The 14,290-nt window shown below is 73.4% G+C and carries 15 protein-coding genes and 1 pseudogene; 10 read left to right on the top strand and 6 right to left on the bottom strand.

The window, feature by feature from the left end; all coding sequences use genetic code 11:
- Nucleotides 1–47: 47 nt before the first annotated feature.
- Nucleotides 48–1,148 carry an ABC-2 transporter permease gene (locus ACZ7HQ_RS17810; protein ID WP_470990418.1) on the bottom strand — a complete coding sequence of 367 codons (1,101 nt, stop codon included), beginning with the start codon at nucleotides 1,146–1,148 and terminating at the stop codon, nucleotides 48–50.
- A gap of 125 nt (nucleotides 1,149–1,273) precedes the next feature.
- On the opposite strand from ACZ7HQ_RS17810, the gene ACZ7HQ_RS17805 reads away from it, so the two are divergent.
- Complete coding sequence (locus ACZ7HQ_RS17805; protein WP_470990712.1) at nucleotides 1,274–1,672, top strand: MarR family winged helix-turn-helix transcriptional regulator; 399 nt, start codon at nucleotides 1,274–1,276, stop codon at nucleotides 1,670–1,672.
- Between the two features lie 15 nt (nucleotides 1,673–1,687).
- On the opposite strand, the gene ACZ7HQ_RS17800 is transcribed toward ACZ7HQ_RS17805, so the two are convergent.
- On the bottom strand, nucleotides 1,688–2,449 hold the full coding sequence (locus ACZ7HQ_RS17800) for a GNAT family N-acetyltransferase (RefSeq protein ID WP_470990416.1): 762 nt from the start codon (nucleotides 2,447–2,449) through the stop codon (nucleotides 1,688–1,690).
- Nucleotides 2,446–3,369 (bottom strand): NADP-dependent oxidoreductase, encoded by a 924-nt coding sequence (locus ACZ7HQ_RS17795; RefSeq protein ID WP_470990710.1) that lies wholly within the window; start codon nucleotides 3,367–3,369, stop codon nucleotides 2,446–2,448. Before ACZ7HQ_RS17795 ends, ACZ7HQ_RS17800 begins: the two co-directional genes overlap by 4 nt.
- A gap of 176 nt (nucleotides 3,370–3,545) precedes the next feature.
- On the opposite strand from ACZ7HQ_RS17795, the gene ACZ7HQ_RS17790 reads away from it, so the two are divergent.
- The 6 genes from ACZ7HQ_RS17790 (at nucleotide 3,546) to ACZ7HQ_RS17765 (ending at nucleotide 9,028) form a co-directional block, all read left to right on the top strand.
- The gene (locus ACZ7HQ_RS17790) at nucleotides 3,546–4,151 is read left to right on the top strand and encodes a sulfite oxidase-like oxidoreductase (RefSeq protein ID WP_470990414.1); all 606 of its coding nucleotides are present in this window, start codon (nucleotides 3,546–3,548) and stop codon (nucleotides 4,149–4,151) included.
- A gap of 91 nt (nucleotides 4,152–4,242) precedes the next feature.
- Nucleotides 4,243–4,962: a ferredoxin reductase gene (locus ACZ7HQ_RS17785; protein WP_470990709.1), complete on the top strand. Its 720-nt coding sequence runs from the start codon at nucleotides 4,243–4,245 to the stop codon at nucleotides 4,960–4,962.
- Between the two features lie 219 nt (nucleotides 4,963–5,181).
- Nucleotides 5,182–5,766, top strand: coding sequence for an Rv1733c family protein (locus ACZ7HQ_RS17780; protein WP_470990412.1), 585 nt, complete (start codon nucleotides 5,182–5,184; stop codon nucleotides 5,764–5,766).
- Between the two features lie 102 nt (nucleotides 5,767–5,868).
- Nucleotides 5,869–6,837: an acetylxylan esterase gene (locus ACZ7HQ_RS17775; RefSeq protein WP_470990410.1), complete on the top strand. Its 969-nt coding sequence runs from the start codon at nucleotides 5,869–5,871 to the stop codon at nucleotides 6,835–6,837.
- A 107-nt stretch (nucleotides 6,838–6,944) separates the two neighbouring features.
- Nucleotides 6,945–8,111 carry a serine hydrolase domain-containing protein gene (locus tag ACZ7HQ_RS17770; RefSeq protein ID WP_470990408.1) on the top strand — a complete coding sequence of 389 codons (1,167 nt, stop codon included), beginning with the start codon at nucleotides 6,945–6,947 and terminating at the stop codon, nucleotides 8,109–8,111.
- 173 nt (nucleotides 8,112–8,284) lie between these two features.
- Complete coding sequence (locus ACZ7HQ_RS17765; protein ID WP_470990406.1) at nucleotides 8,285–9,028, top strand: GntR family transcriptional regulator; 744 nt, start codon at nucleotides 8,285–8,287, stop codon at nucleotides 9,026–9,028.
- Here the strand turns inward: ACZ7HQ_RS17765 and ACZ7HQ_RS17760 are convergent.
- The gene (locus ACZ7HQ_RS17760; RefSeq protein WP_470990404.1) at nucleotides 8,998–9,750 is read right to left on the bottom strand and encodes a class I SAM-dependent methyltransferase; all 753 of its coding nucleotides are present in this window, start codon (nucleotides 9,748–9,750) and stop codon (nucleotides 8,998–9,000) included. The genes ACZ7HQ_RS17765 and ACZ7HQ_RS17760 overlap by 31 nt on opposite strands.
- A gap of 4 nt (nucleotides 9,751–9,754) precedes the next feature.
- Entirely contained in the window at nucleotides 9,755–10,318 is a 564-nt protein-coding gene (locus tag ACZ7HQ_RS17755; protein WP_470990402.1) for a PadR family transcriptional regulator, read from the bottom strand.
- Between the two features lie 72 nt (nucleotides 10,319–10,390).
- Here ACZ7HQ_RS17755 and ACZ7HQ_RS17750 point away from each other — a divergent pair, with 72 nt between their 5' ends.
- Entirely contained in the window at nucleotides 10,391–10,789 is a 399-nt protein-coding gene (locus tag ACZ7HQ_RS17750; RefSeq protein ID WP_470990400.1) for a nuclear transport factor 2 family protein, read from the top strand.
- 17 nt (nucleotides 10,790–10,806) lie between these two features.
- Here the strand turns inward: ACZ7HQ_RS17750 and ACZ7HQ_RS17745 are convergent, their stop codons facing one another.
- Entirely contained in the window at nucleotides 10,807–11,775 is a 969-nt protein-coding gene (locus ACZ7HQ_RS17745; protein WP_470990398.1) for a hypothetical protein, read from the bottom strand.
- A 378-nt stretch (nucleotides 11,776–12,153) separates the two neighbouring features.
- Here ACZ7HQ_RS17745 and rho point away from each other — a divergent pair, with 378 nt between their 5' ends.
- Nucleotides 12,154–13,302, top strand: a complete 1,149-nt coding sequence (gene rho / locus ACZ7HQ_RS17740; RefSeq protein ID WP_470990396.1) for a transcription termination factor Rho — start codon at nucleotides 12,154–12,156, stop codon at nucleotides 13,300–13,302.
- Nucleotides 13,303–13,402: 100 nt separating this feature from the next.
- Nucleotides 13,403–14,236 (top strand): annotated as a pseudogene (locus tag ACZ7HQ_RS17735) (D-alanyl-D-alanine carboxypeptidase family protein); the annotation flags it as partial.
- Nucleotides 14,237–14,290 lie beyond the last annotated feature (54 nt).

The following is a 14,290-nucleotide window of genomic DNA, read 5'->3' as shown; positions in this document are numbered from 1 at the left end:
TCCGCCCGGCGTCGGGCGGTGGGCTCCCTGTCCTGGCCGGCACCGGGTCAGACGCCGACCGTCTCCTCGACCTCTTCCTCGGCCTCCTCCTCGGCCACCGACACGGCGCGCCGCTCGGCGGACGCCGGGACCGGCACGGTCGCGGAGGCGCTCTCGGACTCGGCACCGGGGTGGCCGGCCGCGTGCCGGGCCTTGCGGGGCCGCTCGTACAGGGCCGCGAGGCCGGTCACCACCAGGCCCACCAACAGCCAGGCCACGAGGGTCCACACGGCGCGGGACAGACCGTCGTCGCCGAAGTACAGCAGGCTGCGGACGCCCTCGACGAAGCCCGCGCCGTTCCAGAAGGCGTGCAGAGTGCCGAAGAAGCCGTTCTGCAGCTCGGGCCGGAACAACCCGCCGGAGCTGGTGAAGTTGAGCATCACGAACAGCACCATCATGGTGAGCGTGGTCCACCGCTTCAGGAAGGTGTGCAGGCCGACGCCGATGAAGAGGATGCCGGCCGAGTACAGCCAGGCCATGCCCCACACGCCCGCGAGACCGTGGTGCGCGAGGTGGAACACCGGTCCGGCCAGCAGCGCGCCGATACCGCTGACCACGGCGGAGACACCGAGCGCGAGCAGCGCCCGCACCCGCATCGACAGGGCCGCGCCCGCGGCGCCGAGGGCGGCGACCGAGGCGTAGGAGCCGATGCTGAGGGCGATCAGCAGGAAGAAGAGGCCCTGGCCCGTGGGGTCGTCGGCGACCGGCTCGGCCACGTCGGTGACCTTCAGCGGCACTCCCTCCTCGGCGGCGACCGGCGTGAAGACCTTCTCGACGGCCGTCGCGCCCATGTCGGACGCGGCGCTCGCCACCAGCAGTTCGGGCGCCTTGGCGTTCGGCACATAGGCGCCGGTGACCTCGCGGGACTTCAGCAGGCCGACGGCGTCGGCGCGGGTGGCGACCGTGCGGACGTCGAGCTTGTCCCCGGCGGTGTCCTTGACCGTCTGGGCGAAGACCTTGGCCTTTGGGGCAGTGCCGACGACGGCGACCGGCAGGTGGTGCGGCTCGGGGGTGACGAAGGCCCCCATGTACGCGAGCCCCATGCCCACGCACATCAGCAGCGGGGTGATCAGGTGCGTCAGCACGTGGCGCAGTGCCGGTGACCTCATCGCGGGCGACCTCCAAAGGTTGGCTTATACAACTTTCAGTTCAAGTTGTACTATACAACTAGAACGCCGGAGGAGGTATTCCCGTGAGCGCAGCCGAGTCGGCCGTCGAGACGATCCAGCGCGAGATGACCATCTTCGCCCGCCGGGCCCGCGCCTCGGCGGGCCGGATGCACCCCGAGCTGTCGCTGGTGTCGTACACCCTGCTCGGCCATCTGGAGGAGCAGGCGGGCTGCCGGGCGACCGACCTGGCGGCGCACTACGCGCTGGACAAGTCCACGGTCAGCCGCCAGGTCGCCGCACTGGAGCGGGCCGGGCTGATCGAGCGCCGCCTGGACCCGGAGGACCACCGGGTCCAGGTGCTGCACCTGACGGAGGCCGGGCAGGAGATCCTCGCCCAGGTCACCCGCAGCCGCCGGGCCGCGTTCCGCGAGCGGCTCGCGGGCTGGCCGGAGGAGGACCTGGTGCGCTTCGCGGCCTGTTTGGAGCGGTACAACGCGGGCCCGGGCGAAACGGGGCCCGCCTGAGCGCCGGCGCTCGCCCTACGGCACCGGCACCGCTGCCCGGCCGTCCGCCAGCCGCTCCGGCGCCCGGGCCGCGAGGAACGCGGTTCTGCGGCGCAGGCGGAAGCCGAGGGACTCGTAGAGCCGGATGGCGTCGGTGTTCCGGGCGCTGGTGTGCAGGAAGGGGGTCTCTCCCCGCTGCCGTATGCCGTGTGCGACCGCGCGGATCAGCCGGGTGGCGAGGCCCTCGCCGCGGAAGGCGGGGTCCGTGCACACCGCGCTGATCTCGGTCCAGCCCGGCGGGTGCAGCCGCTCCCCCGCCATGGCGATCAGCTCTCCGCCGCGGCGGATGCCGAGATAGGTGCCGAGTTCGACGGTGCGCGGCAGGAACGGTCCGGGCTGGGTACGGGCCACCAGGTCGAGCATCTCCGGCACGTCCGCCGGGCCGAGGCGGACAGCCTCCGTTTCGGGTGCGGCGTCGAGGCCGTCGTCCACGAACTGCACGCCGTCGACCCGGAAGGTGATCTCCCAGCCGTCCGGCAGCTCGCCACAGTAGCCCGCCAGCGGAATCTCCGCGCCGGGACCGGCCAGCGCCGCCAGGTCCGCCCAGTCACGCGCCTCCGGCTCGTCGGGCAGCGCCAGCCACGGGGAGACGTCGACCGGGTAGCGCAGCACCCGGCCGCGCCGCTCGGCGAAGCGGGCGTGCGGGCCGGTCAGCGAGGCGAGGGCCGGGTTGTCGAGGACGTGCGGGGTGCCGGCGGCGCTCCGGTCGCCGACGCCCGCCCCTGAGGTGAGGCTCACGCGGCCACCTCGATCACGGTCTTGCCCAGCGCGTGCCCGTCCTCGACGGTGCGCAGCGCCGCGCCGGCCTCCTCCAGCGGGAAGACCCGGGTGACGTGCGGCTTCAGGGCACCGCGCACGGCGAGGTCGGCCACCGCCTCCAGGACCGCCGCGGTGCGGGCCCGCTCGACCCGGGCTCCGCCCAGCGCGGCGACGGCCTCGGGCGAGGCGCCCGCGGTGATCAGCTTGCCGCGGTCCTTCAGCAGCTCGGCGGCCTCGGTGAGCACCTCGCCGCCCACCAGGTCGTACACGCCGTCGATCCCGTCGGGCGCGGCGGCCCGCACCCGCCCGGCCAGGTCGGGCCCGGAGGACACATGCACGGCGCCCAGCGACTCCACGAAGTCCTTCTTGCCCTCGCTCGCCACTCCCACGACCCGCAGGCCGAAGGCGCCGGCGATCTGCACGGCCGCGCTGCCGACCCCGCCGCCCGCGCCCGTCACCAACAGCGTCGCCCCGCGCGGGAGACCGAGCTGGCGGACGCCGTCGTAGGCGGTCGCCGCGGCGACCGGGAGCGCCGCGGCGTCGCGGAAGGACAGCGCGGCGGGCTTCTTGGCGGTCACGCCCGCGGTCAGCAGGGCGTACTCGGCGTACCCGCCGCCGGCGGTGTTGCCGAACACCTCGTCGCCGACGGCGAAGCCGGTGACCTCCGCGCCGACCTCCTCCACCACGCCGGCGGCCTCGTTGCCGAAGACGACCGGAAAGACCGGCTCAGGCTCACCGGGACGGCGAAGGCCCCCGCGCAGCTTCCAGTCGACGGGGTTGACGCCTGCCGCGCGGACGGCGACCAGGATCTGGCCGGGGCCGGGGCGCGGCCGTTCCAGGTCGGTCAGCGCCTCGGTCTCCGGTCCGCCGTGCCGCAGGTAGACATACGCCTTGGACATGCTCATCCTCGCTTCTCTCGCGCTGTCACCGGTGTACCGGTGTAGCGGTGCCGGCATCGAGCGCAAAGGCGAAGCGTCGCGGAGCTATTCCCCGGCCCGGAAGAGTTCATACCGGCGCAATGATCCGGAGGGTGACCAGGGACGGAGCGCCCGGAACGACCGCGTACGGTTGAAGGATGAACGTCACGCGAGGCTTCACGGGCCGCCCGCGCGCCCACCACCCGGGACTGCCGCCCGGGCAGTACGACGCGGGCGAGGACTGGCCCGTCCTGTCCGCCGAGGTCACCCCCGACCTGGCACCGGCCGACTGGTCCTTCCGCATCGACGGACTCGTTGAACGGCCGCACACCTGGGACTGGGACGCCGCGCACGCGCTGCCGGCGTCCACGTACGACGGCGACATCCACTGTGTGACCGGCTGGTCGAAGTTCGGCGTGCGTTTCGGCGGTGTCTCCCTCGACGCGTTCTTCCATGTGGTGCGACCCCATGTGTCCGCGACCCATGTGCTCGCCCACTCCCATACGGGCTACACCACCGACCTGCCGCTCGCCGATCTCACCGGCGGGCGGGCCTGGATCGCCTGGGAGTACGGCGGCGAGCCGCTGCCGCCGGAACACGGGGGCCCCGCGCGGCTGCTGGTGCCCCACCTCTATTTCTGGAAGAGCGCCAAGTGGATCGCGGGCCTCACGCTCCTCGACCACGACGAGCCCGGCTTCTGGGAGCGCAACGGCTACCACGAGCGCGGCAACCCCTGGGAGGAGCAGCGGTACTCCGGTGACTGAGACGGCGACGACGAACACGGGCGCCCCGGCGGGCGTCGCGGACCCGGTCTCCCCCGCCCCCGGCCCGGGCGCTCCCGCGAGGCGGTTCGCGGTGCCCGGGCGCATCGCCGTGAGCGGTCAGGTGGCGGCGGTGTGGCAGACCGCCACGCTGACGGAGATCCGGCGCGAGACGCCGCACGCGGCCACCTTCCGGCTGGCGGTGCCGGACTGGGCCGGGCATCTGCCCGGCCAGCACCTGATGCTGCGGCTGACCGCGCCGGACGGGTATGTGGCGCAGCGCCATTACTCGATCGCCTCGCCGCCGGACGACTCCGGGCACATCGAGCTGACCCTGGACCACGTGCCGGACGGCGAGGTCTCCGGCTGGTTCCACACGGTCGCCCGACCCGGGGACACGGTCGAGGTGCGCGGGCCGCTGAGCGGGTTCTTCGCCTGGCCGGGCGACCGGCCCGCGCTGCTGATCGGCGCCGGCTCCGGGATCGTCCCGCTGATGTCGATGGTGCGGCACCACCGCCGGCGCGGCCTCACCGTGCCGCTGCGCATGCTGGCGTCCGCGCGGAGCCCCGAGGAGCTGATCTACGCCTCGGAGTTGGGCACGGAGACGACGGCCGTGTTCACCCGCAGCGCCCCGGAAGGTGTGCCCGTGGGACGTATGACAGCCGCACACGTGGCGCCACTCCTGGCCGAGCAGCCCCCAGGTGGTTGGGAGGCCTATGTGTGCGGGTCCAACGGGTTCGCCGAGCACGCGTCGCGGCTGCTGGTCGCGGCGGGCCAGCCGGTGCACCGCATCCGCATCGAGCGCTTCGGCTGACCTCCCCGGGCGCGCGCCGGGTCGGTCGCGCGATCGCGGGGGCGCATGGCGCGTTCCGTGCTCCGGACGAGCTTGAACTCGCGGTTCGCAGCGTGAACGAGGTGCTCCGTACGGGGTACGAGACGGGTGTGGACGCTCGTGTGCGTGAGCGGTGGGGGTGACGGGCCCCCGGGGAGCGGCTCGTCGGCTCTCCGGCTCCGACGGTGCGAGGAGGTGGACATGCGTACCCGGGTGCGGAGCTGGCGCTGGCGGCGCAATCCGCTGCGGCGCCGCTCGGATGTGGTGGAGGCGTGGACGGTGCTGGTCGTCGCCGTCCTGCTGTTCGTCGTCGCGCCCTTGGCCGGGGTGGCCGCGGGCTTGCGCGCGCATGACGAGGCCGGGTCCCTCGCGGCCCGGCAGCGGGCCGAGCGCCACCAGGTGCGCGCGCACGTGACCGGAGGGCCGCCCGAGCGGGTGTCCGCCGTGGCGGACGACCGCCAACACCCCTATCGTGCCGAGGTCCGCTGGGCCGAGCCCGGCAAGGGGACCCGCACGGCGTGGGCCCGGGTACCGGCCGGGACCCGGGCCGGGGACACGGTCCCCGTGTGGCTCGACGCCCGGGGCCGCGCTGTCGCGCCGCCGGCGAGCGATGCGGCGGTCTGGCAGCACGCGGTGACCGTCGGAGTGTGCGCGGCGGGCGGTGCGGCGGCCGTCATCCTGCTCGGACACGCCCTCGAGCGCCGCATCGCGCTGCGCCACCGGCTCGCGGAGTGGGAACGGGAGTGGGCGCGCACCGGACCGAGGTGGACCCAGCCACGGGCGTGACACACGGGCCGGCCACCGCGGGGACCAATCGCTCACTGGTCAGTCCTGTGACCACGCACGTACGGTGAGCTGACGCTGTTCCCTCCGCAAAGGCGGCTGCTGATGGCTCTGTTCGACCTTCCCCTCGACGAACTCCGCACGCACCGCAGCGACTCCACCGAGCCCGAGGACTTCGACGCGTTCTGGGAGAAGACCCTCGAGGAGGCACGCGAGCACAGGCTGGACGCCCGCTTCGAGCCGGTGGACACCGGGCTGTCCACGGTCCAGGTGTACGACGTGACGTTCGCCGGGTTCGGCGGGCACCCGGTCAAGGGCTGGCTGCGGCTGCCGGCCGGCGCGACCGAACCCCTGCCGCTGGTCGTGGAGTTCATCGGCTACGGCGGCGGGCGCGGCCTGCCCCACGAGCACCTGCTGTGGGCGTCGACGGGCCGGGCGCACTTCGTGATGGACACCCGCGGCCAGGGCAGCGTCTGGGGCGCCGGTGGCGGCACGGCGGACCCGGTGGGCGCGGCACCGGCGTATCCCGGGTTCATGACGCGGGGCATCGACGCGCCCGAGAACTACTACTACCGCCGGGTGTACACGGACGCCGTACGCGCCGTCGAGGCGGCCCGCTCGCACCCGCTGGCCGACGCGGCGCGCACCGTGGTGCTCGGCGCGAGCCAGGGCGGCGGCATCTCCCTGGCCGTCGGCGGTCTGGTCCCCGACCTGGCCGCGGTCGCGCCGGACGTGCCGTTCCTGTGCGACTTCCCGCGCGCGACGGTACTGACGGACCGTCACCCGTACCGTGAGATCGGCCTGTTCCTCAAGACGCACCGCGGCCGCTCGGCCGAGGTGCAGCGCACGCTGGCCTACTTCGACGGCGTGCACTTCGCGGCCCGGGGCCGGGCGCCGGCCCTGTTCTCGGCGGCGCTGGAGGACCAGACCTGCCCGCCCTCGACCGTGTTCGCCGCGTTCAACGCCTGGGCGCACGGGGACAAGGCGATAGAGGTCTACGACTTCAACGACCACGAGGGCGGCGGCCCCTTTCACGAGGCGGAGAAGGTGCGCTGGCTGCGGTCGTACGCCTGAGGCCACGGCGGAGCGCGGACCCTTTCCTCCAGTCCGACCAGTCGGTATGTTCGGGGTACCCGGGTCGCGGCGTCGCGGTCCGGGTACCCGGCGACGACGGAGGGCCCATGCCCGCGCACGAGACACAGGTCCACGGCCACTGCGACGCGCGGTTCACCGCGGTGCGGGAGGCGTTCGAGGAGAACTTCCGGGAGCGGGGTGAGCTGGGCGCCGCCGTGGCGGTGACCGTGGAGGGCACCACGGTGGTGGATCTGTGGGGCGGCTGGGCGGACGCGGCCGGCACCCGACCGTGGCAGCGGGACACGCTGGTCAACGTGTGGTCGACCACCAAGGGCCCGGTGGCGCTGTGCGCGCATCTGCTCGCCGACCGTGGACTGCTCGACCTCGACGCGCCGGTGACCGCGTACTGGCCCGAGTTCGCGGCGGCGGGCAAGGAGAAGGTGCTCGTACGGCATCTGCTGTCGCACCGCGCCGGACTGCCCGGGCTGCGGGAGCCGCACTCCCTGGCGGAGCTGTACGACTGGGAGCTGACGACCGCCCGGCTGGCGGCGACCGAGCCGTGGTGGGAGCCGGGAACCCGGTCCGGGTATCACGCGCTGACGTACGGCTTCCTGGTCGGCGAGGTCGTCCGGCGGGTCAGCGGGTCGCGGCCGGGAGCCTTCCTGGAGCGGGAGGTGACCGGACCGCTCGGGATCGACTTCACGGTCGGGCTGCCGGTGAAGGAGACGGGACGGGTGGCCGAGCTGGTCCGTTCACCGATCGCGGCCGGCAGTGAACGGGTGGCCGACTTCAGCCAGTTGCCGCCCGCCGCGCTGGCGGCGCTGACGAATCCCGTGGTGGGCGCGGCCCAGGCGAACACGCCCGAGTGGCGGGCGGCGGAGATCCCCGCGGCGAACGGGCACGGCACCGCACGCGCGGTCGCGGACCTGTACGGCCTCCTCGCCGGGCGCGGGTCCACGGGCGGGCGGCCCCTGCTGTCGCGCAAGGCGGCGGAACGGGTGCGCGAGGGCCAGGGGAGCTGCCGTGATCTGGTGCTGGGCGCGGGCTTCGAGGGCGAGACGGAGGCCGGGCTCGGTCTGTGGCTGAGCGGCCCGCAGGGGTCGTACGGCCCGAACCCGCGGGCTTTCGGTCATGACGGGTTCGGCGGTTCGTGCGGGCTCGCCGACCCGGAGGCCGGTGTCTCGCTGGGGTACGTGATGAACCGGATGGGGCCGCGCATCGCCAACGACCCTCGCAAGACGGCGCTGATCGACGCCCTGTACAGCGCTCTGTGACGGCGGGATCGGCGCCGGGCGCCCGGGCGGCGGCGATCCGGGGTGCTCGGTGGTGCGGTTGGGTTTCGGCCGAAGCGGCAGACCGCTCTTCCCTCGTGGTTTAGACCAGTGCTAATTGTGGTCGCGCAATGAGCCCGCACGGCTACGTCTTGTCACCAACAGGAGGGCGCGGCATGGCCCGCACCACCCCGCACGAACCCGCACCGAGCGACGACCGGCCCCTGTACGGGCGGATCGCGGCGCTGCTGCTCGACGAACTGCGCGACGGCACCATTCCGCCGGGCGAACGACTGCCGGGCGAACGGCACCTGGCCGCGCACTTCCACGTCAGCCGGGAGACCGTCCGGCAGGCGCTGGAGGTGCTGCGGCGCGGCGGCCTGGTGGCCACCGACCGGCGGGGCAGCCATGCGGCGCTGCCCGCCCAGCCGATCGAGGCCCGGGGGACCCCGGCCTTCCCGCTCGGCGTCCGCTCGGCGGACCCGTCCGCGGTCGACCGGGCCACGGTGACCTGGGAGACCCCGCCGCCGGAGCACGCACGGGGGCTGGGCCTGGCCCCGCACCGGCCGACGCTCGTGCACCGCTACCGGTCGGCCACGCCCGACGGCCGGTCGCTGCGCCAGGCGGTGACGTCGTTCTCGGCGGTGGCCCTGGCGGAGGTCGCCGAGCTGGCCCGCTACCGGGACCGGGCCGACGGCGCCACCCCCGCCCATCTGCGGCGGGCCTACGACTGGATGCGCAAGGCCGGCCTGTGCCTGCACCACCGCGACTCCATCACCCAGGTCGACGGCGACTCCTCGGTGCGGGTGACCCGGCGGGTGCACGACCAGTACGCCCGGCCACTGGAGATCACCGACTTGGTGGTGAACGCCGAACGGGACACGCTGGTCTACGAGTTCACGCTGCCCGCGGCCGGCTGAGCGCGCCGGGCGACCAGCAGCCGGGCCCGGGGGCTGCCGTCGCCGCGCCGCCCGAACTCGGGCAGGGCGTGCAGGTCGACGCAGAATCCGGCACGCGCCAGTTCCCCGAGCACGGCGCCCAGCCGGAAGGCCCGGTAGTACATGACGAACGGCGGCCGCCACAGCGCGTTGCGCACCCGCATCACCGCGTCGAAGCCGAGCAGCGTCCAGAAGCCGGGCTGCGTCGGACGGGGCGGGGCGAGCACCGGGAAGGCGAACCGGCCGCCCGGCCGCAGGACGGAGTGGACCTGGGCGAACAGTCCGGGCAGTTCGCGCGGCAGGAAGTGACCGAACGCCCCGAAGGAGACCACGAGATCGAAGCCGGCCGCGAACGGCAGGGCACGGGCGTCGCCGCGTACCCAGGCGACCTCGGGCCCGCCGTCGGGCCGCACCAGGCGCCGGGCGACGTCGAGCATGCCGGCGCTGAAGTCGACCCCGGTGACGCTCCGGCGGCACAGCCCGGTCAGCGCCTGCGCACCGGCGCCCGTGCCACAGCACAGGTCGAGTCCGTCCTCGAACGGACCGAGCGGGGCCAGCGCCTTCGCCACGGACCGCAGCACCTCGTCGGGTGTCCGGAAGGGTGTGTGGTCGAACTTCGGGGCGAGCAGGTCGTAGCCGTGCTCGACGGACGACAGCGCCTGTACGGCCAGTTCTCTGAGCCGGGGGCCTTCGGGACCGAACATCTCCTCAGCCTAGGGCCACCCGCTCGGCCAGGATCGCGAGGGCCCGCTCGCACCAGCGCAGGTTCTCCTCCTCGAAGCCGATCCCGGCCATCAGGGTGAGGTAGGGGCCGACGCGGTCGGACTCGCGGAGGTACTCGTCCTCCGTGCGGCCGTCGAGGAGGCGACTGCGCACCCGCCGGTAGCGGTCGAGCTTTCCGCGCGCCCACCCCATGCGCTCCTCGATCAGCGCCCGGGTGACCTCGGGGTCGCAGCCGTCCACCGCCTGGATCTTGATGAGGAGTTCGTCACGGATGGCGGTGGGCCGCTTCGGCGGCTCGGCGGCGAAGGCACCCAGCTCGGCCCGGCCGGTCTCGGTGAGCGTGAACATCCGCTTGTTCGGCCGCCGTTCCTGCTGCACCGTGCGGGCCTGGACCAGCCCGTCCTGCGCCAGGCGCTCCAGCTCCCGGTAGAGCTGCTGCGGGGTGGCGGGCCAGAAGTTCGCGAGCGAGACGTCGAACGCCTTCGACAGCTCGTAGCCCGAGGCCTCGCCCTCCAGCAGGGCGGCCAGCACGGCGTACTTGAGCGACATGTGGACAGGCTAGCAGCCGTTGATTAGTCTCATCCGCACCTATTCAATTAATTGACTATGCGAGGTGAGCCGATGCGTGCGTTCCGCGAGGCGGTGGAGGCCGGGGACATGGACGCCGTCGAGGCGCTGCTGGCCAAGGACGTCGTCTTCACCAGCCCGGTCGTCCACAAGCCGTACCCGGGCAAGGCGATCACCGCGGCGATCCTGCGCGCGGTCTCCCAGGTGTTCCAGGACTTCCGCTACGTCCGCGAGATCGACGACCCCGCCGGCGCCGACCACGCGCTGGTCTTCACGGCCCGCGTCGGGGACCGTGAGCTGACCGGCTGCGACTTCCTGCACGTGAACGAGGAAGGCCTGATCGACGACTTCATGGTCATGGTCCGCCCGCTGTCCGGCGCCCGTGCCCTCGCCGAGGCCATGGGCGCGCGGTTCGACCAGATCGCCAAGGAGGCGGAGGCACGGTCGGCGTGAGCGAGGGGCGCTGACGGTCAGCCCTTCAGCCGGCCCAGGGTGGCCTTGGCGTCCTTCTTCAGCCACTCGTCCACGTCGCTGAGCGCGGGCGGGTTCTTGTCCTGGTCGTAGGAGGTGAAGTAGACGCTGTAGCTCATCGTGTACGTCACCCAGCCGTCGCGGACGGCGAGCGTGGCGTAGCGGGAGCCGCTGCTGGTGGAGCCGCCGGCGGTGTCCTGGCTGACGAGGTAGGCCTCGTCGCCGATGCCGCTGACCGGGGAGACGTCGTAACCGGTGTGGCTGTCACCGTAGTTCTTCCACGTGGCGGTGAACTCGGGTCCCGGATCGGTCTTCCTGTGCAGGTCCACCTGCAGGGACAGATAGGCGTCGGCGTACGACGAACCGGTCTTCTTCAGGCCCAGGCTGCAGTAACTCTCGTCCAGCGCCGGGTTCTTGAGCGCGTTCCTGGCCGGCGAGGAGTCGCCGGCGGGGTACTCGTCCTTGAAGGAGGAGTAGTCGGCTCTGGAGCACAGGTCGGAGGGCGCCGCGTAGCCGCGCAGGTCCGCGCCGTCGCCCCTGCCGCCGAGGAGGAAGACACCGGCCGCCCAGGCGGCGGAGGCGACGACCGCGCCGACCGCGGCCCACAGCACCGCCCTGCCGGCCCCGCCGCCACCGGACGGCTGGACGGGCACCGCGGGCCCGAACGGAGCAGCCTGGGCGTACGGGTTCGCCGGCTGTGGCTGACCCGGCTGACCGAACTGCCCTGCCTGGCCCAACTGGCCCGGCTGGCCGAACTGGCCCGGCACTCCCGGCTGTCCGGGCACCGGCTGGGCAGCGGGCGGGCCGACCAGCGTGGGCTGCGCGTAGAAGGCGCCCGGCGGCGGGGACTGAGGGTTCGGATAGGGATAGGCCGTCGGCTGCGGCGGCACAGCCGGTTGCTGCGCGGGCTGCTGGGGCTGTGGGGGCGGCTGGTCGGCCGGCTGCGGGGGCTGCGGGGGCGTGGACATGTCCAGAACATAGTCGACGGTTGCCGGTGAAGTCCCCTGACGTCCGGGATCGTTACGGTCTGGGCGGCCGGGCGGCGTTCCCGGGGAACAGTGGTGGGCGCCCCGATGTTGACCCGACCGAGCGCACGGGTATAGTGCGATCAGTGCATGTGCGTGTCCCGTCGTACGGACACCGGTGCCGTTCTTTCTCCATCAGCCCCTTGGCCGAGGTTTCCGACCGGCCCGGGCTTCTTCCTGGCACCACCTCGTGACCTGGGCGTCCGCGCCGTACCCGAGGTGCCGTTCCCGCCGCCCGGAGGCAGCTTCCGACGCCTCCCTCTCGCGGCCCCTCCCTCCCTTCCCCCCTGTCTTCTTCCGTCCGTGAAAGGACCTCCCACGATGACCACCGCACTCGAACACCCTCCCGTGGTCCAGCAGGCCCCTGCTCCCCGGCTCGTCACCGGTGTCCTCGACATCGACGCGCACGGGAAGGGGCATCTGCGGGCCGCGAGCCTCCTCCCCTCCCCCGCCGACCCCCAGGTCGCGCCGGCCCTGATCCGGCGCCACGGGCTGCGCAAGGGCGACCTCGTCGAGGGCCTCCGGGGTGACCGGCGCGCCCTGGCCGAGGTCACCCGCGTCGACGGACACGACCCGGCGGACCTGCGTGGCCGGCGCCACTTCCGCGACCTCACCCCGCTCCATCCGCACGACCGCATCCGCCTCGAACATCCCGCATCCGGCCCGGCCGGGCGCGTCACGGATCTCTTCGCACCGGTCGGCAAGGGCCAGCGCGGACTCATCGTGGCCCCACCCAAGAGCGGCAAGACGGTGCTCCTCCAGCAGCTGGCCGCCGCCGTGGCCGGCAACCATCCCGAGTGCCGGCTGATGGTCCTGCTGCTGGACGAGCGCCCCGAGGAGGTCACCGAGATGCGCCGCTCGGTGCGCGGCGAGGTGTACGCGTCCACCTTCGACCGGACGCCCAAGGACCACATCGCCCTCGCCGAGCTGGTCGTCGAGCGGGCCAAGCGCCTGGTGGAGGCCGGTGAGGACGTCGTCGTCCTGCTGGACTCGCTGACCCGGCTGTGCCGGGCCCACAACAACGCCTCCGCCGCCGGCGGCCGCACCCTGAGCGGCGGTGTCGACGCGGGCGCACTGCTCGGCCCCAAGCGGTTCTTCGGCGCCGCCCGCCAGGCCGAGGAGGGCGGCTCACTGACCATCCTCGCCACCGTCCTGGTCGACACCGGCTCCCGCGCCGACGGCTACTACTTCGAGGAGCTGAAGAGCACGGGCAACATGGAGCTGCGGCTCGACCGCGAAGCCGCCGCCCGCCGCCTCTTCCCCGCTGTGGACCTCGAGGGCACCGGCACCCGACGCGAGGAACTCCTGCTCCCCCCGGCCGAGTTGACGGCCGTCCACGGCCTGCGCCGGGTCCTGCGCTCCCGCGACAGCGGGCCGTCCGGCCTGGAGACCCTGCTGGAGCGGCTGCGCTCCACCCCGGACAACGCCGCGTTCCTGCGGCAGATCCGGCCCACCCTGCCGTCCGGCTGACCTGTCCGCGGACGGGCGGGGTGCGGCATCCGGGTTGCTCCGGTGGGCCGAACGGCCCCCACAGCGCGAAGGACGGCGCCCCCGTTCGTACGTTGATCATATGTTCACAGCCCTTTCTCATCGGACGGCCGTGTCGGCTTGTTCCGTGTGCGTGGCGGGCGTGCTGGCACTCGCACCGGCCGCCGCCTCCGCCGGTCCCCGTGCCGGCGAGCCCGCCCCGCCCGGACCCCGGGCGGCGATGCCCGGGCCGTCCCTGCTCTACCGCTCAGGCACCCAGGTCAGGCCACACCGGGGCGCGCCCGTGGTGCCGGAGCTGTCGGCGCTGTCCTGGGCGGTGGCCGACGCGGACAGCGGGGAGGTGCTGGCCGCGAACGAAGCGCACCGCAAGCTGCCGCCGGCGAGCACCCTGAAGACGCTGTTCGCCCTGACCGTGCTGCCGACGCTGCCCGCCGGGATGCAGCACACCGTGCGCGACGAGGAGCTGGCGGACATCGGCCCGGGCAGCAGCCTGGTCGGCGTCGAGGAGGGGCACTCCTACCAGGTGGCCGACCTGTGGCGCGGGGTCTTCCTCAGCTCCGGCAACGACGCCGTGCACGTGCTCGCCTCGCTGAACGGCGGCTGGCAGACCACGGTCGCCCGGATGCAGCGCAAGGCACGCACGCTCGGCGCCCTGGACACGCATGTCGTGTCCCCCGACGGCTACGACGCCCCCGGCCAGGTGTCCTCCGCCTACGACCTGGCCGTCTTCGGCCGGGACGGGCTGCGCAACCCCGACTTCGCCCGCTACTGCTCCACCGCCCAGGCGCAGTTCCCAGGTGAGGGCTCGTCGTACGGCATCGAGAACACCAACCGGCTGCTGACCGGCGAGGACGGGGTGGCGCCGTATCCGGGGCTGATCGGCGTCAAGAACGGCTACACCACCAACGCGGGCAACACCCTGGTGGCCGCGGCCCGCAGAGGTGGGCGCACGCTCGTGGTGACCGTGATG

Source organism: Streptomyces sp. NPDC037290 (assembly GCF_055603245.1).
This window is presented reverse-complemented; position numbering and strand designations above follow the sequence as displayed.

What these genes read in the sequence shown, in the direction of transcription:
- ACZ7HQ_RS17810 (WP_470990418.1), bottom strand. Translation starts at nt 1,148, where the DNA reads ATGAGGTCACCGGCACTGCGCCACGTGCTGACGCACCTGATCACCCCG.
- ACZ7HQ_RS17805 (WP_470990712.1), top strand. Translation starts at nt 1,274, where the DNA reads ATGACCATCTTCGCCCGCCGGGCCCGCGCCTCGGCGGGCCGGATGCAC.
- ACZ7HQ_RS17795 (WP_470990710.1), bottom strand. Translation starts at nt 3,369, where the DNA reads ATGTCCAAGGCGTATGTCTACCTGCGGCACGGCGGACCGGAGACCGAG.
- ACZ7HQ_RS17790 (WP_470990414.1), top strand. Translation starts at nt 3,546, where the DNA reads ATGAACGTCACGCGAGGCTTCACGGGCCGCCCGCGCGCCCACCACCCG.
- ACZ7HQ_RS17780 (WP_470990412.1), top strand. Translation starts at nt 5,182, where the DNA reads ATGCGTACCCGGGTGCGGAGCTGGCGCTGGCGGCGCAATCCGCTGCGG.
- ACZ7HQ_RS17775 (WP_470990410.1), top strand. Translation starts at nt 5,869, where the DNA reads ATGGCTCTGTTCGACCTTCCCCTCGACGAACTCCGCACGCACCGCAGC.
- ACZ7HQ_RS17770 (WP_470990408.1), top strand. Translation starts at nt 6,945, where the DNA reads ATGCCCGCGCACGAGACACAGGTCCACGGCCACTGCGACGCGCGGTTC.
- ACZ7HQ_RS17765 (WP_470990406.1), top strand. Translation starts at nt 8,285, where the DNA reads ATGGCCCGCACCACCCCGCACGAACCCGCACCGAGCGACGACCGGCCC.
- ACZ7HQ_RS17760 (WP_470990404.1), bottom strand. Translation starts at nt 9,750, where the DNA reads ATGTTCGGTCCCGAAGGCCCCCGGCTCAGAGAACTGGCCGTACAGGCG.
- ACZ7HQ_RS17755 (WP_470990402.1), bottom strand. Translation starts at nt 10,318, where the DNA reads ATGTCGCTCAAGTACGCCGTGCTGGCCGCCCTGCTGGAGGGCGAGGCC.
- ACZ7HQ_RS17750 (WP_470990400.1), top strand. Translation starts at nt 10,391, where the DNA reads ATGCGTGCGTTCCGCGAGGCGGTGGAGGCCGGGGACATGGACGCCGTC.
- ACZ7HQ_RS17745 (WP_470990398.1), bottom strand. Translation starts at nt 11,775, where the DNA reads ATGTCCACGCCCCCGCAGCCCCCGCAGCCGGCCGACCAGCCGCCCCCA.
- rho (WP_470990396.1), top strand. Translation starts at nt 12,154, where the DNA reads ATGACCACCGCACTCGAACACCCTCCCGTGGTCCAGCAGGCCCCTGCT.